This window comes from Paraburkholderia saeva (genome assembly GCF_907164555.1).
Taxonomy (GTDB): domain Bacteria; phylum Pseudomonadota; class Gammaproteobacteria; order Burkholderiales; family Burkholderiaceae; genus Paraburkholderia; species Paraburkholderia saeva.
Genome location: NZ_CAJQZC010000007.1, coordinates 102,289 through 122,261 on the forward strand (window position 1 = coordinate 102,289; position 19,973 = coordinate 122,261).

Below are 19,973 nucleotides of genomic sequence, written 5' to 3' on the forward strand. Positions count from 1 at the left end.
ATGTTCACTCTTCATCACTCGCCGTTCTCCGTCGCCTCGCAAAAAGTCCGACTCGCACTTGCCGAAAAGCAGCTTGAATGGAACGACCGCATCGTCGATCTTCTCGGCGGTGAACATCTCAGCGAAACCTTCCGCCGTCTGAACGCGCGGGCGGAGGTGCCGGTACTCGAACACGAGGGGCTCGTATTGACCGAATCGTGGTTCATCTGCGAGTACCTCGACGAAGCGTTTCCGCAAGTCCCGCTGATGCCCGTTGCGCCCGCAGATCGCTACGCGGCGCGGCAGTGGAACCACTGGATTGACCGGGAACTGCATCACGCATCGGGCGTGGTGACATGGGCCGTGCTCGCGCGTCCGCTCCTTATGCAACAGTCGCCGGGGACGGTGAGCGGTCTGCTTCAGGCGATACCGGACGAATCGGTGCGGGCATGGCGTCGCAGCGTGCTGGAGCATGGTCTCGATGCGCCCGAACTGAAGCGTTGCATCGACCGGTATCGCGCATTCTTCGCGCGCATGGAAGCGCAACTCGGCGACGCGCACGCATGGCTCGCGGGCCCGTCCTGCAGTCTCGCCGATCTTGCTGCGTTGCCGTATGTGATGCGCGCGGAACATGTTGGGCTCGGCGGTTTGATGAGCTTTGAAGCGCATCCCAACGTGCGCGCCTGGTACATGCGCATGTTGACAAGACCCTCCATGCAGCCGTCGTTCGTCCGCTATCTCGATCCACAATTGCAGGAGGTCATGACAAGCCTCGTGGTGGCGGCACAGCCGAAGCTCGAACAGCTCATGCGGCAGGCCGGCTGACGGAGGCGCAATGGACCAGCAGAACCTTTTTGAAACGCCCACGACATACCGGTTGCTTCGCCTGGAAAACCTGGCGGCGCTGGCGATCTGCGCTGGACTGTTTGTTGCCCATCTGGCAGAGATCCGCTGGTGGGTATTCGTGCTCCTTTTCGCCTATATCGATGTGATCGGATATCTTCCGGGTGCGTTTGCGCATCGGCGCGCGGGCGGCAGACGCATTCACCGCGTGTTCTACGTGCTGTACAACAGCATGCACAGTGCGGTCTCGGCGCTTCTCGTCGCGGCGTTATGGGCCTGGCTGGTCCGGCCAGAATGGGCGTTGCTCGCGATACCGATTCATCTGTGTGGCGACCGCGCGCTATTCGGCAACTTTCTGAAGCCCTTTGGCGTGAGCTTCGAGCCGGCCGCTCATCCAGCATTCGTGCATTTCAGGACGAGCTACGCGAATGCGTCCGTGACCCGCGAGGGAGGTCCGGATGCAGCTTGACGCGCCTGTGAACGTGCTTGCCGGGAGAATTGCGGATGCATCGGGCGACGCGGTCGGCGTGCTGCGACGTCACGCCGACCACCCGTCTGCGTTGCTTGCAATCAATCAGGATACCTTGAGGTTCCACGATCCCGCTATTGACGGCCTGATCGCGTACCGACCGGCCGGTCGTCATCATCTGGTGATGGCCGCAGGTATCACGGCCGCGCCGGACCAGCGCGCACTGCTGCTCGACCGGTTTCTCGGCTGGGCGCGCCGCGAGCGCCGCAAGGTGGTCGCCGTGCAGATGTTTCGCGATGACGCCGTTTTGTTCGCGAGCCGCGGCTTTCGGGTCAACCAGATCGGCGCATCGTACAGCGTGAGCCTCGATCGCTTCAGGATTTCGGGCACGCCATTCATCAAGCTGCGCAACAAGATCTCGCGGGCGCGCCGAAGTAACGTGAGCGTCCTGGAACTGGGCGTCGACTTGCCTGCGACGTCGCACATCGGAGAGGCAATTGCCGCCATCGACCGTGAGTGGATCAAGGACAAGGGCGCGAAGGAGCTGGCCTTTCTGATCGGCGAAGTAGGCGCGCCCGACCAGCTCGATCGCTCGGTAAAGCGGCTATTCGTCGCGATGCAGAATGGCGAGACGGTGGCATACGTTCTCTATACCGCGAGCTTTGGCCGGCACAGCGGCTGGATGCACGACCTCACGCGGCGCAGGCCTGACACGGCGACGGGCGTGATGGAACTGATCAACATCACCGCCATCGAGCGCTTCAAGGCAGAGGGCGCGGGCATGCTGAACTTTGGCTTCACGCCGCTCACCTCGCTCGCCGATGAGCATGAAATCGCGGACGCGTGCAGCCGCGCGACGGCGTGGACGTTCCGGAAGCTGGCGCGACACGGCAGCTTCATCTATCCCGCCGAAGCGCAACTGCAATACAAGCTCAAATGGGCGCCCGATCTCGTGCAGCCTGAATACATCGCGTTTCAGAACGGCACGGCCGTGAGCAGCCTCTGGCAGTTTCTCCGCCTGACGAGGGCGATCTAGTGGCTTCATTCATGCCGAATCCCGCGCGCCGGACAGACACGCCCTCGACCCTATGGCTTCCGTTTCCACTGGACGAGCCCACATGTGCCGTTGGCGCGGACCTGACCTGCGACGTCGCCATCGTAGGCGGCGGTCTGACCGGGCTTTCCACGGCGCTTCATCTGAAGGCCGTCGAGCCGCGGCTTGATGTCGTGCTGCTCGATGCCGGCCGCATCGGTTATGGCGCGAGCGGTTTGAACTCCGGGCAGTGCGCGCCGCGGATCGGTCCGGCGATCGAGCGTCAGGTGAAATCGCCCGGGCCGGATTTTGCGCACGCGGCATACGCGTATTCGCTCGAAGCGATGGCATTGACGACGAGTCTCGCAAACCGTTGCGAGATCGATTGCGAACTGCACGACGCCGGGCAATGGCAGGTCGCGTTGCGCGACGCCGATGCGCTCACGCTAGAAAAGCGCGCCACCATTTATCGCGCGTTGGGCTTCGACGTGCCGTTGCTCGGCGCGGATGCGCTCCGCGCATCGCTGCCGGACTCGCAGCGAATACGCAACGCGATTGCATTTCCGGCGCGTCTGCTCAATCCCGGTCGTCTTTGCATCGGCCTGAAGCGTGCCGCGCTCGAACGGGGCGTCCGCATTTTTGAGCACACGCGGGTTTCGCGATTCGCGCGCGATACCGGTGCGCTGCATGTTCGCAACAGCATGATCAACGCAACACGCATCGTGTTCGCGACCGATGGCGGCATCGGCAGCATCGACGGACTGGATGCGTTTCGCCGGACCGTTTTGCCCGTCGCGGCATTTGCCGCAGTGACGCGTCCACTGTCTTCCGACGAGCGGCGGGTTATCGGCTGGCACCAGGGCCAGGGTCTCTACGACACGCGCCCCATGTTCAATTTTCTGCGACCGCTCGCTGACGGGCGTCTGCTGATTGGCGGCGGCTATCGCTACGCGCCTGGCGAAAAGGTCGATCTCGACCTGCACGAACGGAGCGCGCCTGATCTGACGGGCCAGTTGCCACTTTTTTTCCCGTCGCTGGGTGCGATGACGGCCGGGTCGGTCTGGCACGGCAGGTTGGGCTGCACGCTAAACGAATGGCCTGTCGTCCGGGCGCTCGATGCCGAACGTCGCTACTGGCATGCCGGCGGGTGGAATGGTCACGGCGTCGCGCTTGCCGTTGCGGCCGGTCGCGACCTCGCCCATGCGATGGCCGGCCAGGTCGCCATGCCGGCCGTTCCATGGACGAGCCCTCGCGCGCCCGGCCTGCCGCTTGCGCTGGCGCGCACGGTTCTTCCGCTGTACCTCGGGTGGCTTCGCCATTCGAGCCAAATCACTATCTGATGGAGGTAACCAGAATGTTCCTAGAGGAATCGCGTGGTGTCCTGGAGCAATACGCGCCGGGTCTTGAAGCCGAACTTGCAGGGCACGGCCTGCTGGCCATGGAATCGAAGGATCCGCAGGAAATCAAGGCGCTGATCCGCAAATATCATCTGCTGCGGCTGTGGGTTCCGGCGTCGCTCGGCGGCGCGATGATTTCGCCGTACGACGGAATCCGCCTGCAGCGCGCCATTGGCGCCCGCGCGCCGTCGATGGCGCTGATGCTGACGATGCATAACTTCACGGTCAGTTTCTGCGGTGCGCTGGCCGACTACGTGCCGTTATGCGCGCGGATGCTGCACGACGTCGCGCACGACAACCTGCTGGTGGCGTCCGCCTTCGCCGAAGGGCGGCGCGGCGCGGGCATTCTGGACTCGACGGTCTACGTGGCGCCGGACGGCGATGGCTTCCGGATCACGGGCAGCAAGAAGCCGTGCACGATGGCGAACAGTATGGACATCATCACGGTCGGCGTTGCCATGCAGGGACCGGACGGTATCAAGCGTACCGGCATGGCGATCCTGCCCGCGAACGCGTCGGGCGTGACGCGGCACCGCTTCTGGAACGTCCCGCTGCTCGCCGCCGCCGACAGCGAGGAACTGCGCTTCGACAACGTGCGCATATCGGCGGACCAGGTGCTGCTCGCATCCGAAGACGACGCGGAAACGGCCAGCATCGTCGCGATGGGGGAAGCGATCGGATTGTGCTGGTTCGAGATCGTCGCTTCGGCGAGCTATCTCGGCGTGGTGAGCGCAATGGCGGACCGCGTCGTAGCGGATCGTCGCGTCGAGGAATCGGAGCGTGTGCTGCTTGCGGGCGAGCTGGAATGCGCCCAGGCTGCGCTGGACGGCGCGATCCACCTGATGCAGACCTGCCAGCCGGACGGTGCATTGCTTGCCCGTGTACTGATGATCCGCTTCGGTGTTCAACGGGCGCTCGAACGATGCGCGATGCTCGCGGCAGAGCTGGCCGGCGGACTCGCCTATATTCGCGACACCGAAATCATGACGCTGCTTGCGGCCAGCCGATGCCTTGCGTTCCACCCGATTGGTCGGAAGGCGGCGCAGCCGATGCTGGCCGCGTGGCTGGAATCAGGCGCCGACGTCGACGGTTCGTCTTCGGCATCCGGTTCAGAGGCATAGGGAGACGTCGCGCGCGGGCGCCGCCGGGCAGGCTGGCGGGCCCCGCCGTCGCGCCGCCATGGAGAAAGTGGAAGAAATGAAATATCTGATCGCCGTACCGCTGATCATCGTCGGCATCATCCACCTGCTGCCGGTTGCTGGCGTATTGGGTGCGCGTAATCTCGGCGGCCTCTACGGTATCGCGCTCGACGAACCCAACCTGACCGTGCTGATGCGCCACCGCGCGGTGCTGTTCGGATTGCTTGGCGTGTTTCTGCTTTACGCCGCGTTCGACGCCGGCTTGCAGCCGCTCGGCTTTATAGCGGCCTTCGTCAGCGTGGGGGCCTTCCTGTATCTGGCGTGTTCGACTGGGCACCTCAACGCACAATTGTGGCGCGTCGTGCTAGTCGACGTCGTCGCAACCATTGCGCTGGTGATCGGCGCGGCTGCACGCTTCTGGCAGGCGCACGCCGCTTGATCGACGTCACCGCAGACCCCGACCGCTTGCCGTCTTGCGGTCGCGGGTCTCCCGGTATGCGCGCGCTCGCTACACCTCGCCGCGCAGTTTCCTTCCCTGCTCGCGAATCTGCTCCAGCGTCGCGCCGGGCGTGCTCGCTTCCTGCGGCAGGCGGATTTCGATCAGCGCGGCGCGCTTCGCCGCCTGCGCCCGTTCGAGCGCCGGCAGGAAATCTTCCGTCCGCTCAACGAGCTCACCGTGCGCGCCAAACGAGCGCGCGAACGCGACGAAATCCGGATTCGTCAGACCGGTGCCGTGCACGCGCTCCGGATAGTTCTTCTCCTGATGCATCCGGATCGTGCCGTACTGGCTGTTATTCACGACGATGAAAATCACGTGAAGGTCGTACTGCATCGCCGTCGCGAGTTCCGGCGCAGCCATCATGAAGCAGCCGTCCCCCGCGAGCGCGATGACCGCGCGATCCCGATACATCGACTTCGCCGCGATCGCCGCCGGCACGCCGTAGCCCATCGCGCCACTTGTCGGCGCGAGTTGCGAGCGGAAATGCCGGTATGAGAAATGACGATGCAGCCACGTGGCGTAGTTGCCGGCGCCGTTCGTGAGAATCGCGTCTTCGGGCAGATGCGCGCGCAGTTGCTGCATGACCTCGCCCATCTGCACGTCACCGGGAATCGTGCGCGGCTTGCGCCAGTCGAGATAGGCCGCGTGCGCCGCTTCGGCTGAACCCGCCCAGCGGAGCGTGGATGACGGCGTCAGTTCCGCGAGCAACGCAGCGAGTTCCGGCATGCCCGAGACGATCGGCAGATCGGCAGCATACACACGGCCGAGTTCTTCCGCGCCTTGATGGATGTGGACGAGTGTCTGCTTCGTCTTCGGAATATCGAGCAACGTGTAGCCGTTTGTCGTCGCTTCGCCGAGGCGTGGGCCGATTGCAAGCAGCAGGTCGGCGTCGCGAATGCGCGCGGCCAGCGCCGGATTGACGCCGAGGCCGACGTCGCCGGCGTAGTTGGGATGCTCGTTGTCGAGCGTGTCCTGATAGCGGAACGCGAGGCCCACCGGCAACTGCCAGGCTTCGATGAAGCGGCGGAAGTCGGTGCACGCCTGCGGCGTCCAGCCGCTGCCGCCCGCGATCACCATCGGCCGCTCTGCGCCTTCCAGCAGCACGCGCAGCTGCTCGATCTGCGCCTTCGATGGCGACGCCGCCACGCGGTGATATTTCGGCGCGCCCGGCACCACGGGGCACGCGTCGCTCAGCACGTCTTCCGGCAGCGACAGCACGACGGGCCCGGGACGCCCCGATGTTGCGATATGAAACGCGTGACTCAGGTATTCGGGAATGCGGCGCGCATCGTCGATCTGTGCGACCCATTTGGCCATCTGGCCGAACATGCGACGATAGTCGATCTCCTGGAAAGCCTCGCGGTCGAGATGCTCGCGCGCGCACTGGCCGATCAGCAGGATCATCGGCGTTGAGTCCTGGAATGCGGTGTGTACGCCAATCGACGCGTGCGTCGCGCCCGGGCCGCGTGTGACGAGCGCGACACCTGGCCGTCCGGTCAATTTGCCGACGGCTTCGGCCATGTTGGCGGCCGCCGCCTCGTGGCGGCACACGATCGTCTGGATGCTGCTGGTCTCGTCGTGGAGCGAATCGAGAATCGCGAGAAAACTCTCGCCCGGCACGCAGAATACGCGCTCGACACCATGCGTCAGCAACGCATCGACAACGAGGCGCGCGCCGGTGGTGGTGGGGCCAGCGGAATCAGTAGCAGCAGAAACGTTCGGCAACGACATTGCGAGAAATCCTCCAGTCAGTTCATTCGGGCCAAAGACCGCCTGCATCTTCAGATGGCGGGGTGGCTGGCCCGAGTCACGGTTGGCGGCCGTGCGCTGCACCGGCACGATGCGCGCGCGGCCTTTATTGAAACGACGTGTATCAGCATTCGACGATATTCACCGCGAGGCCGCCGCGCGACGTTTCCTTGTATTTGGTTTTCATATCGGCGCCGGTCTCGCGCATCGTCTTGATGACGGAATCGAGCGACACATAGTGGCTGCCGTCGCCGCGCAGCGCCATGCGTGCAGCGTTGACCGCTTTCACCGAGGCCATCGCATTCCGTTCGATGCACGGAATCTGCACCATGCCGCCGACCGGGTCGCACGTGAGGCCAAGATTGTGTTCCATGCCGATTTCAGCGGCATTTTCGACCTGAAGCGGCGTGCCGCCCATGACGGCGGCGAGCGCGCCGGCTGCCATCGAGCATGCGACGCCCACTTCGCCCTGGCAACCCACTTCGGCGCCGGAAATCGACGCGTTCAGCTTGTACAGAATACCGATCGCGGCGGCCGTCATCAGGAAATCGATCACGCCCTGTTCGTTCGAGCCGGACATGAAGCGCGTGTAGTAATGCAGCACAGCCGGGATGATGCCCGCAGCACCGTTGGTCGGCGCTGTGACGACGCGCCCGCCCGCGGCGTTTTCCTCGTTGACGGCGATCGCGTACAGGTTGATCCAGTCGATCATCGAAAGCGGATCGCGCAGCGCCAGTTCCGGATTGCCCGACAGCGCCCGATACAGCTGCGGCGCGCGGCGTTTCACCTGGAACGGACCGGGCAATGTGCCGTCCGCATCGGGGTTGCCGATACCGCAACCGCGCGCGACACACGACTGCATCACCGCCCAGATCTTCAGCAGACCAGTGCGCGTTTCTTCTTCGGTATGCCACACGCGCTCGTTTTCCCACATCAGTTGCGCGATCGACTTGCCCGTCGCGGCGCACATTGCGAGAAGCTCGTCGCCGGTGCGAAACGGATGCGGCAACTGTTCGACCGCGCTCAGCACTTTCGTATTGGGCGCGCCGGCCGTCACGACAAAGCCGCCACCGACCGACAGATACGTCGATTCGCGCAGCGTCGTGCCTTCCGCATCGAACGCATGGAGTTTCATGCCGTTCGGATGTTCGGCGAGCGCCTGACGGTAGAACGAGATGTGCTCTTTCAGAACGAACGGAATCGCGTGCTTGCCGAGCAGTTCCAGCGTGCGCGTTTTGCGCACGGCTTCGAGACGTTCCGCGATGGTGTCGGGATTGACCGTGTCGGGGGCGTCGCCGAGCAGGCCGAGCATCACGCCGCGATCGGTGCCGTGACCTTTGCCGGTGGCGCCGAGCGAGCCGTACAGATCGACTTTCACGGAGGCCGTGGCATCAAGCAGCCCGTCGCGCTCGAGACCCTGGGCGAACATCAGCGCCGCGCGCATCGGACCGACCGTATGTGAACTGGAAGGACCGATACCGATCTTGAAAAGGTCGAACACACTGACTGCCATTACTGCTCCCTGCAATTGAAAAAACGTTTAGCGCGCCGCGAGCGGCAGGCACACGGCGAGCCACGCGGGCGGCGTCGGTGCCAGTTGCAGCGCGACCGGCGTGTACCGGCCATCGAGTCGCGCGGCCAGGTGGAACAGTTCGGTCGCATTCTTCGGATCCCACTGACCCGAATAGCCGGGCAGACCGGCCTCGCGACGCTTCGCATCGAACGGTACGTCCGAATGCACAAACTCTTCGTGCGTCTTCGCGCCGGTCGCGTATGGGGTGAGCCAGTCGAGCGCCGTTGCGAGCGATGCGCCGTTCGCCGCCTTTTCCGGCAACCAGTTGCGGTTATGGCGGCGCGCGGCGAGCGCGGCGGTGACGAGCGGTTGCAGGTCGTACGTGACGTAGTGCAGCGCATCGCGCTCCGCGAAATCGACGGTCGAGCCGTCCGGCGCGATGTTGTCGCCAATGTGTTCGACGAAGAGACGCTGCGCCGCGTTGATCATCTTGCGATTGTCGAGCGTGAAGGCCGCCATCGAAACAAGTTTGACGCGATGGCTCTGCCAGTTGTTCCTGAATGAGCCATTGAGCGGACGCGGCTGGGCGTCGATCTGTCCGATGTAGCCGTTCGCGAGCTTCGTGAGGAACGCCATCGCCGCGTTGCGCGTTTTCACGGGCAGCGCGCTGGCGGTCAGGTCGTAGGCGAGGATCAGGCTGTCGAAGCGGGTTTCGTCGATCGGATTGAAGCTCGGCTGGTAGGTTGTCACCCAGGCGTACAGCAGGCGGTCGACGAGCTTCAGATACCGTTCATCGCTGGTGGCGCGCCAGGCGAGCGCGGCGTCGCGCAACAGGTCGAGATCCTTTTCGGCTTCGACGCTCTGGTCGTAGATGCCTTCGTGCGGCAGCGTGCCTTCGGTATGCAGCTTCGCGAGTGCGTGCGGCGGGTCGTTCAGATGCGCCAGCACATTGCTGACGAGTGCCTTGACGCCGGGATCGGCGTTGGTGCGCTCGCTGGTTTGCAGCGCGGGGGCGGCGCAGAAGTTCATCGCCGCCTGGGCCTGCTGCGCGGGTAGGGCGAGTGCGCCGAAGGTGAGGAGCAGCGTGGCCAGCAATGCGCTGGCGGACTGCAATGAAAGTGCTTGCGTTGCTTTTGGCCGGCGTTGCATCAATCGCACCTTTCGCGCCATGCGAAACTCCTTTGGTCAGGCTGATTCGGTGTGTGATGTTAGCCGTTCCCGGGCGCGAACGACAGAACCGCGCGCCGTGAAACGGCGGCGCGCGGTCCCACCTGACGCGGCAAGCGTTACTCGTAATCCGCCATCGGCACGCACGAGCAGAACAGGTTGCGGTCGCCATAGACGTTGTCCGCGCGGCCGACCGGCGGCCAGTATTTCTGCGCGATCAGCGACTTCAGCGGGTACGCGGCTGTCTCACGTGCATACGCGTGCTTCCAGTCATCGGCGACGACGACCCTCGCAGTATGCGGCGCATGCCTCAGCGGATTGTCTTCGCGGTCGGCGCGGCCTTCTTCGACGGCGCGGATTTCCTCGCGGATCGCGATCATCGCCTCGATGAAGCGGTCGAGTTCTTCCTTCGATTCCGATTCGGTCGGCTCGACCATCAGCGTGCCCGGCACCGGGAAGCTCATCGTCGGCGCGTGGAAACCGTAGTCCATCAGGCGCTTGGCGACGTCGTCCACACTGATGCCGCTTGAATCCTTGATCGGCCGCAGATCCAGAATGCATTCGTGCGCGACGAGTCCGCCCGGGCCCGAATAGAGCACCGGGTAATGCGGCGCAAGCCGGTTCGCAACATAGTTCGCGTTCAGGATCGCGACTTCGGTGGCTGCGGTCAGGTTCTTCGCGCCCATCATCGCGATGTACATCCACGAAATCGGCAGGATCGACGCCGAGCCATACGGCGCGGCCGACACGGCGCCGATGCCGCTCGCATCACGCTCGTAGCCCGACGACGCCTGGTTCGGCAGGAATTTCGCCAGATGCGCGCCGACCGCGACCGGGCCGACGCCCGGTCCGCCGCCGCCGTGCGGAATGCAGAACGTCTTGTGCAGGTTCAGGTGCGAGACGTCGCCGCCGAACTGGCCCGGCGCCGTGAGGCCGACCATTGCGTTCATGTTCGCACCGTCCACGTACACCTGACCGCCGTGCGCGTGCACAATTTCGCAGATTTCGCGCACATTGGCTTCGAATACGCCGTGCGTCGACGGATACGTGATCATGATCGCGGCGAGCTTGTCGGCGTGCTGCGCGGCCTTCTTCTTCAGATCGTCGATATCGACGTTGCCTTGCGCGTCGCACGCGACGACGACGACCTGCATGCCGGCCATCTGCGCCGAAGCCGGGTTCGTGCCGTGCGCCGAAGCGGGAATCAGGCAGACGTTGCGATGGCCTTCGCCGCGCGACGCGTGGTACGCGTGGATGATCAGCAGGCCCGCATATTCGCCCTGCGAGCCGGCGTTCGGTTGCAGCGAAACGGCCGCGTAGCCGGTCGCCGCAACCAGCATCTGTTCGAGCTGGTCGATCATTTCGCGGTAGCCGACGGTTTGCTCGGCCGGTGCGAACGGATGGATCTGGCCGAATTCCGGCCACGTGACCGGCAGCATTTCGGACGTCGCGTTCAGCTTCATCGTGCACGAGCCAAGCGGGATCATCGAGCGGTCGAGCGCCAGGTCCTTGTCCGACAGGCTGCGCAGATAGCGCAGCATTTCCGTCTCCGAATGGTGACGGTTGAACACGTGATGCGTGAGATACGCGCTCGTACGTTCCAGCGAAGCCGGGAACGAATCTGCGGCGCCGAGCGCTGCGTCTAGCGCGTCGACCTGCGGCACGTCGTTCACGAACGCCGCCTGCGCGAACGCGGCCAGCAGATCGGCGAGATCGCTGCGCTTCGTGGTTTCGTCGACGGAAATGCCGACGCGCGTTTCGCTCACACGACGCAGGTTGATGCCCTTCGCCGTCGCCGCGTCGTGCAGCGCCTGCGTGCGCGCGCCGGTTTCGAACGTGAGCGTGTCGAAGAACGTTTCGTTGACGAGTTTGTAGCCGAGCTGCTTCGCGCCTTCGGCAAGCAGGGCGGCGATGCGGTTCACGCGCAGCGCGATCGTCTTCAAGCCGTGCGGGCCGTGATAGACGGCGTACATGCTCGCCATGATCGCGAGCAGCGCCTGCGCGGTACACACGTTCGACGTGGCTTTCTCACGGCGGATATGCTGCTCGCGGGTTTGCAGCGCGAGACGCAGCGCCGGATTGCCCTGCGCGTCGACGGTGACGCCGACGAGACGCCCCGGCATCTGGCGCTTGAATTCGTCGCGCACGGCGAGATAGGCCGCGTGCGGGCCACCGAAGCCGACCGGCACGCCAAAGCGCTGCGTGTTGCCGACGGCCACGTCCGCGCCCCATTCGCCCGGCGGCGTCAGGACGGTCAGCGCGAGCAGGTCGGCGGCGACCACCACGTGGCCGCCCGCAGCGTGGATGGCGTCGGCCAGCGCACGGTAATCGCGCACGTCGCCGTTCACGCCGGGGTATTGCAGCAGCACGCCGAACGCGTTGGCGCTGGCGGCGTCGGCAGCCGGGCCGACCTTCACTTCGATGCCGACCGGCTTCGCGCGGGTCTGCACGACTTCGATGGTTTGCGGCAGGACGTCGTCGGCGATGTAGAACACGTTCGACTTCGGTTTGCCGATGCGTTGCAGCAGCGTCATGGCTTCGGCGGCGGCGGTGGCTTCGTCGAGCAGCGACGCGTTCGAAATCGACAGCCCGGTCAGGTCGATCACCATCTGCTGAAAGTTCAGCAGCGCTTCGAGACGGCCCTGCGAAATTTCCGGCTGATACGGCGTGTAAGCCGTGTACCACGCGGGGTTTTCCAGCACGTTGCGCAGGATCACGGCCGGCGTGTGGGCGTTGTAATAACCCTGACCAATGTACGAGCGGAACACCTGGTTCTTGTCCGCGAGCTGGCGCAGTGCGGCGAGCGCTTCGGCTTCGCTCTTCGGCTGGGCGAAGGGGCCGAGCGGCAGCGTTTCGCTGCGACGGATCGTCTTTGGAATCACGGCGTCCATCAGCGCGGCGCGCGATGCGAAGCCGAGGGCTTCGAGCATTGCCTGCTGATCGGCGGAATCCGGGCCGATGTGCCGTTCGGCGAAGGCATCATGCACTTCGAGCGCGACGAGCGAGAGAGGAGTGCGGTTCATCAGACGATCCGGGTGTTCGAGCTTCATGAGGTGTTCCTGGCGGTGCGGCGATCCGGCAATGCGTGCCGGTGCCGCACCTGACGTGTTGAGAAATTACTCGCCGATGGACTTCGAATACGCGTCGGCGTCGATCAGGCGGTCGGTGGCGGCGCCGGCGGCCGGTTTGACCTTGAAGAGCCAGCTGTCGTACGGCGCGCCGTTGACCGAATCGGGTGTGTCGGCAAGTGCCGTGTTCGATTCGACGATCTCGCCCGAAACCGGCGCGTAGATGTCCGAAGCCGCTTTCACGGATTCGATCACCGCGACGGCGTCACCGGCCGTCACCGTGCGGCCGGCTTCCGGCAGTTCGAGAAAAACGATGTCGCCGAGCGCTTCCTGCGCGTGGTCGGTGATGCCGACCGTCAGCGTGCCGTCGGCTTCGGTGCGGACCCATTCGTGCGATTCGGTGTATTTCAGATCGGCCGGGATGCTCATCGGATGCTCCTGTTGCGTATGTTGGCTGTATTGGGCTTGAAGGATGGACGCGCGCGCGGCTCAGGCAGCGAGCACCTTGCCGTTGCGCACGAACGGCAGTTTTACCACGCTTGCGGGTAAGGCTTTGTCACGGATCTGCACATGGACGACGTCGCCCGGCTGCACGCCCTTCGGCACGCGCGCGAAGGCGATCGACTCCTGCATCGTCGGCGAAAACGTGCCGCTCGTGATTTCGCCGTCGCCGTGGGGCGTGACCACCTTCTGGTGCGCGCGCAGCACGCCGCCCGCCTTGCCGTTTTCCTTCTGCAGGATGAGACCGACGAACGCCGAGCGCGCGCCGTCCGCCTCCAGTTTCGCGCGTCCGACGAAGTCGCGCGCATTCACGAGATCGACGGTCCACGCGAGGCCTGCGTCGAGCGGCGAGACGGCGTCGTCCATATCCTGGCCGTACAGGTTCATGCCCGCTTCGAGGCGCAGCGTGTCGCGTGCGCCCAGACCGCACGGACGCACGCCCTGTGCCTGCAATGCCTTCCACAGCGCGTCGACGTGCGTGGCCGGCACGATGATCTCGAAGCCGTCTTCGCCCGTATAGCCGGTGCGCGCGACGGTCAGTTCGCCAAACGGCGTATCCGCGACGCGCGCGGCGTTGAAAGGCTTCAGTGCTTCGGTAGCGGCGCGGGCGGCCGGCACGGTCTGCCAGACCTTTTCGCGCGCGTTCGGGCCCTGAACGGCGACGATCGCGTAATCTCGGCGCGCTTCGATCTTCAGGCCGAAGCCCTGTTCTGCGTTCAGCTTGTTGAACCAGGCGAGGTCTTTGTTGGCGGTTCCGGCGTTCACGACGACGCGGAAGTAATCTTCGCTGAAGTAGTACACGATCAGGTCGTCGATCACGCCGCCTTCGGGGTTCAGCAGGCAGGAATAGAGCGCGCGGCCGGCCGTCTGCAGTTTGGCGACGTTGTTCGCAAGCGCGAAGGCGAAGAATTCGCGGACTTTGGCGCCCGTGAAGTCGACGACGCACATGTGCGAGACGTCGAACATGCCGGCGTCGGTACGCACGGCGTGATGTTCGTCGATCTGCGAGCCGTAGTTGACGGGCATGTCCCAGCCGCCAAAGTCGACCATGCGGGCGTTGAGCGCGCGATGCGTCGCGTGGAGCGGGGTGTGTTTGAGTTCAGTCATGGGGCCTCGGGCGTCTCGCGAATCATGAAAGGCCATGTGACGACAACGCCCGCAGCGCATGGCGGCGGGTGCTTCGATACATGACCCCTCTGTCCTCGATACCTGAGAGATTGCGCTACCGGATCAGTGAGCCTGCCACGGTGAACGCGCGCCCCTTCGGTGGGCAGCCTGCCGGTCGCGCGATGAAAGCGCAACGACGGCTACTGCCGCTCTCCAGAGTGCGAAAAACGCGGGATTGCGATGAGTCTGCAAGCCGGTTCTTCGACGCAGTCGGTCCTTTTGCCTGAGAGTTTGCGGGTGTGCCCCTTCGGCGGCGCGGCCTGCGATATTCAGCGGCCAGCACGCTCTCCCGACGCGTGCGGCGAATGTACGCGAGGCCCCCAGCCTTGTCAAATTGAGACGGCTGGCCCGCGCGGACGCTGCGTCAGCCGGGTTTGCGCACCCAAATGCCGGCTGCGGCTGGCGTCGCCGGAAGGCAGCGCCAGCGCCGCGTTCCGGCTCCCGTCGGCGCGCTCAGCCGATACGCTGGAACGGCAGGCGACGGCCTTCCTGCGCGCTCTCGTTTGCCAGCTCGATGATCGTCATGACGTCGACCGCTTCTTCCGGGCAGACCGGGAACGCGACGCCGTCGTGGATCGCCGCGGCCAGCGACCGGTAGAAGTTCGCGTATTCGCCGTCGCGGGTCGGAAGCGGGCGCTCGACCTCGAGCTCACCGTCCAGCTCGCGCAGCAGGCCGGGCTCGTTGCCGCCGCCGAATTCGACGTCGCCCGGATGCAGGCCGGCTTTCAGCTGGTCTTCCTGGGTGTCGAGGCCACATTTCACATAGCTGCCGCGTGTGCCGTGAATCGCGAAGCGCGGCGGCGCGATGGCCGCGAGCGCCGTGGCGTGCAGCACGACTTCCTTGTCCGGATAGCCGAGTTGCAGGTGAACGTAGTCCGGCGCCGTGCCTTCGTCGCGACGGATGCTGACCGTCGCCATGACCGTCGACGGCAGGCCGAACAGCACGAGCGCCTGGTCGATCAGATGCGGCCCGAGATCGAACAGCAGGCCGCCGCCGCGCGCCGCTTCCTCGCGCCAGCGTTGCTTGACGGCGGGCCGGAAGCGGTCGAAGTGCGATTCATAGTGCGTGATGCGCCCCAGTTCGCCGCTCGCGACCAGATCGCGCACCGTCAGGAAATCGCCGTCCCAGCGACGGTTGTGAAAGGGCGCGAACACGAGCTTCTTCTGGCGCGCGAGTTCGGCGAGCGTGCGGGCGTCGGCGGCGGAAAGCGTGACCGGCTTGTCGACAACGACGTGTTTGCCCGCTTCGAGCACGCGTTTTGCGAGATCGAAGTGCGTGTCGTTCGGCGTCGCGATGACCACGCATTCGATGTCGGGGAGGGCGAGCAGCGCACCGAGGTCCGGGACGATCGCGGCGTCCGGATAGTCGGCGAGCGCCTTGTCGGGCTGGCCTGTGGCGATCGCCGCGACACTCGCGCGGCCGCAGTTCTGGATTACGGGTGCATGGAACGTGGCGCCGGCAAAACCGTAGCCCATCAACCCTGTTTTCAGCGATGAAGACATGCGAACTTCCTGCAAGAGCGGCGCGCGGCGGGGGCGGCGCGCAACGCTGTAATTGTGACACGGTGGCCGGCGGCAGCGTTCTCCCGCGCCGCGTCATTGGGGCTTTCATCCGTGTTAACATCGCGGGTCTCGTGCTGGCGGTCCGGGCCGGAAAAGCGTGCCGTAGCAAGCGCTTACACGCAGCCGGAGCCCCGCCAGGCCGCATGCCTTCCGGGCGAGTGCTTACTCGCCCTCAACCGCACTACCTTCCACTCAACGATGTCCGCAGGCCTGAACTCCGCCCAGAACGAAGCGGTGCGCTATCTCGATGGTCCCTGTCTCGTGCTCGCCGGCGCGGGCAGCGGAAAGACGCGCGTGATCACCCAGAAAATCGCGCACCTGATCGAAGCCAAGGGTTTCGAGCCACGTCACATCGCCGCCGTTACGTTTACCAACAAGGCAGCCGCGGAAATGCGCGAGCGCGTCGGCAAGTTGCTCGAAGGCAAAACGCTGACGACGCCCGGCAAGGAAGGCCGCAAGGTGCCCGTCAACCAGTTGACCGTGTGTACATTCCACTCGCTGGGCGTGCAGATCCTGCGCCAGGAAGCCGAGCACGTCGGGCTGAAGCCGCAGTTTTCGATCATGGATTCCGACGACTGCTTCGGCATGATCCAGGAACAGGTCGGCTCGACGGACAAGGGTTTCATCCGCAAGATCCAGTCGATCATTTCGTTGTGGAAAAACGGCCTGATCATGCCCGAAGAGGCGATGACGCTCGCTTCGAACGAAGACGAGCATCAGGCTGCGATTGTCTACCGTAATTACGTCGCGACGCTGCACGCGTATCAGGCGGTCGATTTCGACGACCTGATCCGCCTGCCCGCCGAACTGTTCGCGAAGAACGAGCAGGTGCGCGACCGCTGGCAGAACAAGCTGCGTTATCTGCTGATCGACGAGTATCAGGATACCAACGCCTGCCAGTACGAGCTGCTCAAGCAGCTGGCCGGCCCGCGCGCCGCCTTCACCGCGGTGGGCGACGACGATCAGGCGATCTACGGCTGGCGCGGCGCCACGCTCGAAAACCTCGCGCAGCTCGGCAAGGATTTTCCGAAGCTGCACGTGATCAAGCTCGAGCAGAATTACCGGTCGACGGTGCGCATCCTGACCGCCGCGAACAACGTGATCGCGAACAATCCGAAGCTCTTCGAAAAGAAGCTGTGGTCGGAGCACGGCATGGGCGACACGATCACCGTCACCGGCTGTAACGACGAAGAGCACGAGGCCGAATCGGTGGTGTTCCGATTGTCGGCGCACAAGTTCGAGCGGCGCGCGCAGTTCCGCGACTACGCGATCCTGTATCGCGGCAACTTCCAGGCGCGCATCTTCGAGCAGGTGCTGCGGCGCGAGCGGATTCCGTATGTGCTGTCGGGTGGCCAGTCGTTTTTCGACAAGGCTGAGATCAAGGACATCTGCGCGTACCTGCGCCTCATCGCCAACGCCGACGACGATCCCGCGTTCATCCGCGCGATCACCACGCCGCGCCGGGGCGTCGGCAATACGACGCTCGAAGCGCTCGGCTCGTTCGCCGGCCAGGCGAAGGTGTCGCTGTTCGAGGCGGTGTATATGGGCGGCATCGAGGCGCGGCTGTCCGCGCGTCAGGTCGAGCCGCTGCGCACTTTCTGCGATTTCATGCAGCGCCTGACCGACCGCGCCGACAGCGATGCAGCGACCACGGTGCTCGACGACCTGATGGACGCGATCCACTACGAGGCGTACCTGTACGACGCGTTCGACGAGCGTCAGGCGCAGTCGAAGTGGCAGAACGTGCTGGAGTTTCTGGAGTGGCTCAAACGCAAGGGCACGAAGCCCGAGCCTGCAGCGGGCACTGAGCAGACCGGCTTCGACAACGCGGATGGCCTCGCCGACACCGGCAAGAATCTGCTGGGCCTGATCCAGACGGTCGCGCTGATGTCGATGCTTGAAGGCAAGGACGAAGACCCGGACGCCGTGCGTCTTTCGACGGTGCACGCGTCGAAAGGGCTCGAGTATCCGCACGTGTTTCTGGTGGGCGTCGAGGAAGGCATCATGCCGCACCGCGGCGGCTCCGATGACGGCCCCGTCGACGAAGGCCGCATCGAGGAAGAACGCCGCCTGATGTATGTTGCGATCACGCGTGCGCAGCGCAGCCTGCATCTGAACTGGTGCAAGAAACGCAAGCGCGCGCGGGAGACGGTGGTGTGCGAGCCATCGCGATTCATCCCCGAAATGGCGCTCGACGAAGGCCCGCCGCCCACGCCGGAAGAAGCGCCCATGTCGCCGAAAGACCGGCTGGCGAGCCTGAAGGCGCTGTTGCAGAAGCCTTGAACGTTGATTTTTACGTGATGCGGGGCGGCTAACGGCCAGCGAGGCAGACGAAAAAAATCCCTGCGACGCGCGATGCGTTCGCAGGGATTTTTGCTTTGCCTGCCTGCCTGCCTGCCTGCCTGCCTGCCGGCTTCGGTTTCGGACCGGTTTACTTCACCGCGCTGACCATGTAATCAACGGCGGCTTTCACGTCGGCGTCGGATGCGTTCGAGCCACCCTTCGGCGGCATTGCGCCCTTGCCGTGCAGCGCGTAGTTGTAGACCGTATCCATCGGCTCCTTCAGACGCGGCGCCCAGGCGTCCTTGTCGCCGTACTTCGGCGCGTTGAGCACGCCAGCCGCGTGGCACGCCTGACATACCTGCGTGTAAAGCGCCTTGCCGGCCTGGGAGGCGTCCGCGCTTTGCGCGGCGCCGGAAGCGGGCGCCGCCTGCGGGACGCTCGCCATGGCGGCCATGGCCGCAGCGGCCTGCGCTGCACCGGCATCTGACGCACCTGCCGCGGCTGCGCCCGAAGCTGCGGCGGCGCCCGATGCGCCTGCGGCCGCGCCGGCAACCGGCACCGGCGGATCGGTGAAATTGGCGCCCGCGTTGTTCGCCATGTAGGCGACGGCGCGGCCGATTTCGTAATCGCTGTAGTCGTCCGGGCTCGTGCCGCCGCGCGCGGGCATCGCGCCCTTGCCGGTCAGCGCCGTGTGCCACAACGTGTCGAAGCCCTGCGCGATGCGCGGCGCCCAGTCGCCGGTATTGGTGAATTTCGGCGCGCCCGCGGTGCCGGCGGCGTGACACGCGGAACAGACGGCTTTGTAGACTTCCTCGCCGGTTTTATAGACGCGCGGCGCATTGGCGTCGCGGATGTCGACCTGGGCTAGCGGGGTGATCCGCTGGTCGACGGCGGCGTCGGTGAGTCCATCGGTGCCGGCGCCGATGCGCGTGCCGTTGTCGACGTAGTAGGCCAGCAGAACGATGATGACAATCGGGACTGCAAATCCGGCGATGATCGCAGCGAACAGCTGTGCGGGGGTTTTGATCGGATTTCCGTGGGGTGCTTCGCTCATGCTTGTCTCGTCTCCGGGGATATTGTGAGCGGTACAGCGTGACGGCTACGACCTGTTCTTTTATTACGAGGACGATTATAGACGCAGAGTTTCGGCGGCGGCGAGCCGGCAGGACGCTCTTCAGTAGGCGTTTACGCGAATCGTCTGATGTGCGGTTGTTTCCGGATGACGCGCGTCGAAGGCCGCTGGACGGGCTTCAGCGGCCGGCGCGGTGGACGGGTCACCCGAAACCGGGTATCCTCTCGGTCTTGCTTTGGCGCTGCCTTCGTTGATTTTGCGGCGCTTTTTGTGAAATGCGCCCGTAGCTCAATGGATAGAGTACTGCCCTCCGAAGGCAGGGGTTGCTGGTTCGATCCCAGCCGGGCGCACCAATAGCCGTATGGCTTTTAGCGGTTTCTCTGCTTCCCCGACATAGCTGGCGGCGAGATAGCTTGCGACTTCCGGCCTGATATTGAGTCGGATGTTCACGAGTCAATCGGGATTTACTTCCCGAAGCCCCAGTTGAATCGCCCCTAGAGTTCGTTCTCCACGCACTAACGTCGTCCAACA

Annotated in this window: 15 protein-coding genes, 1 tRNA gene and 2 riboswitches; of the genes, 8 read left to right on the top strand and 8 right to left on the bottom strand. The window is 64.7% G+C overall.

Annotated elements, in window-relative coordinates; genetic code table 11:
* The 6 genes from LPA36_RS19020 (at position 1) to LPA36_RS19045 (ending at position 5,299) form a co-directional block, all read left to right on the top strand.
* Positions 1-804, top strand: a complete 804-nt coding sequence (locus tag LPA36_RS19020; RefSeq protein WP_228879965.1) for a glutathione S-transferase family protein — start codon at positions 1-3, stop codon at positions 802-804.
* A gap of 10 nt (positions 805-814) precedes the next feature.
* Positions 815-1,291, top strand: coding sequence for a hypothetical protein (locus tag LPA36_RS19025; protein ID WP_228879967.1), 477 nt, complete (start codon positions 815-817; stop codon positions 1,289-1,291).
* Positions 1,281-2,327, top strand: coding sequence for a DUF2156 domain-containing protein (locus tag LPA36_RS19030; protein ID WP_228879968.1), 1,047 nt, complete (start codon positions 1,281-1,283; stop codon positions 2,325-2,327). Before LPA36_RS19025 ends, LPA36_RS19030 begins: the two co-directional genes overlap by 11 nt.
* The gene (locus tag LPA36_RS19035) at positions 2,327-3,664 is read left to right on the top strand and encodes an NAD(P)/FAD-dependent oxidoreductase (RefSeq protein ID WP_228879970.1); all 1,338 of its coding nucleotides are present in this window, start codon (positions 2,327-2,329) and stop codon (positions 3,662-3,664) included. Before LPA36_RS19030 ends, LPA36_RS19035 begins: the two co-directional genes overlap by 1 nt.
* Positions 3,665-3,678: 14 nt before the next feature.
* Entirely contained in the window at positions 3,679-4,842 is a 1,164-nt protein-coding gene (locus tag LPA36_RS19040; RefSeq protein ID WP_228879971.1) for an acyl-CoA dehydrogenase family protein, read from the top strand.
* Between the two features lie 76 nt (positions 4,843-4,918).
* Positions 4,919-5,299 carry a phosphopantetheine adenylyltransferase gene (locus LPA36_RS19045; protein ID WP_228879973.1) on the top strand — a complete coding sequence of 127 codons (381 nt, stop codon included), beginning with the start codon at positions 4,919-4,921 and terminating at the stop codon, positions 5,297-5,299.
* A gap of 69 nt (positions 5,300-5,368) precedes the next feature.
* On the opposite strand, the gene LPA36_RS19050 is transcribed toward LPA36_RS19045, so the two are convergent.
* The 7 genes from LPA36_RS19050 to LPA36_RS19080 form a co-directional block, all read right to left on the bottom strand.
* Positions 5,369-7,090, bottom strand: coding sequence for a thiamine pyrophosphate-binding protein (locus LPA36_RS19050; protein WP_228879975.1), 1,722 nt, complete (start codon positions 7,088-7,090; stop codon positions 5,369-5,371).
* 142 nt (positions 7,091-7,232) lie between these two features.
* Positions 7,233-8,621, bottom strand: a complete 1,389-nt coding sequence (locus LPA36_RS19055) for an L-serine ammonia-lyase (protein ID WP_228879978.1) — start codon at positions 8,619-8,621, stop codon at positions 7,233-7,235.
* A 27-nt stretch (positions 8,622-8,648) separates the two neighbouring features.
* Positions 8,649-9,791, bottom strand: coding sequence for an alginate lyase family protein (locus LPA36_RS19060; protein ID WP_228879980.1), 1,143 nt, complete (start codon positions 9,789-9,791; stop codon positions 8,649-8,651).
* A gap of 116 nt (positions 9,792-9,907) precedes the next feature.
* On the bottom strand, positions 9,908-12,838 hold the full coding sequence (gene gcvP / locus LPA36_RS19065; protein WP_228879982.1) for an aminomethyl-transferring glycine dehydrogenase: 2,931 nt from the start codon (positions 12,836-12,838) through the stop codon (positions 9,908-9,910).
* A 66-nt stretch (positions 12,839-12,904) separates the two neighbouring features.
* Positions 12,905-13,285, bottom strand: coding sequence for a glycine cleavage system protein GcvH (gene gcvH / locus LPA36_RS19070; RefSeq protein ID WP_228879984.1), 381 nt, complete (start codon positions 13,283-13,285; stop codon positions 12,905-12,907).
* A gap of 60 nt (positions 13,286-13,345) precedes the next feature.
* Positions 13,346-14,464 carry a glycine cleavage system aminomethyltransferase GcvT gene (gene gcvT / locus LPA36_RS19075; protein ID WP_228879987.1) on the bottom strand — a complete coding sequence of 373 codons (1,119 nt, stop codon included), beginning with the start codon at positions 14,462-14,464 and terminating at the stop codon, positions 13,346-13,348.
* A 79-nt stretch (positions 14,465-14,543) separates the two neighbouring features.
* A riboswitch (glycine riboswitch) is annotated at positions 14,544-14,691 on the bottom strand.
* 33 nt (positions 14,692-14,724) lie between these two features.
* Positions 14,725-14,826: riboswitch (glycine riboswitch) on the bottom strand.
* Between the two features lie 151 nt (positions 14,827-14,977).
* The gene (locus LPA36_RS19080) at positions 14,978-16,027 is read right to left on the bottom strand and encodes an oxidoreductase (RefSeq protein WP_228879990.1); all 1,050 of its coding nucleotides are present in this window, start codon (positions 16,025-16,027) and stop codon (positions 14,978-14,980) included.
* Between the two features lie 258 nt (positions 16,028-16,285).
* On the opposite strand from LPA36_RS19080, the gene LPA36_RS19085 reads away from it, so the two are divergent.
* Entirely contained in the window at positions 16,286-18,370 is a 2,085-nt protein-coding gene (locus LPA36_RS19085; RefSeq protein ID WP_228879992.1) for a UvrD-helicase domain-containing protein, read from the top strand.
* A gap of 148 nt (positions 18,371-18,518) precedes the next feature.
* Here the strand turns inward: LPA36_RS19085 and LPA36_RS19090 are convergent, their stop codons facing one another.
* Positions 18,519-19,424 carry a c-type cytochrome gene (locus LPA36_RS19090; RefSeq protein WP_228879995.1) on the bottom strand — a complete coding sequence of 302 codons (906 nt, stop codon included), beginning with the start codon at positions 19,422-19,424 and terminating at the stop codon, positions 18,519-18,521.
* A 295-nt stretch (positions 19,425-19,719) separates the two neighbouring features.
* On the opposite strand from LPA36_RS19090, the gene LPA36_RS19095 reads away from it, so the two are divergent.
* Positions 19,720-19,795 (top strand) — tRNA-Arg (locus LPA36_RS19095).
* The last annotated feature ends 178 nt before the right edge of the window (positions 19,796-19,973 follow it).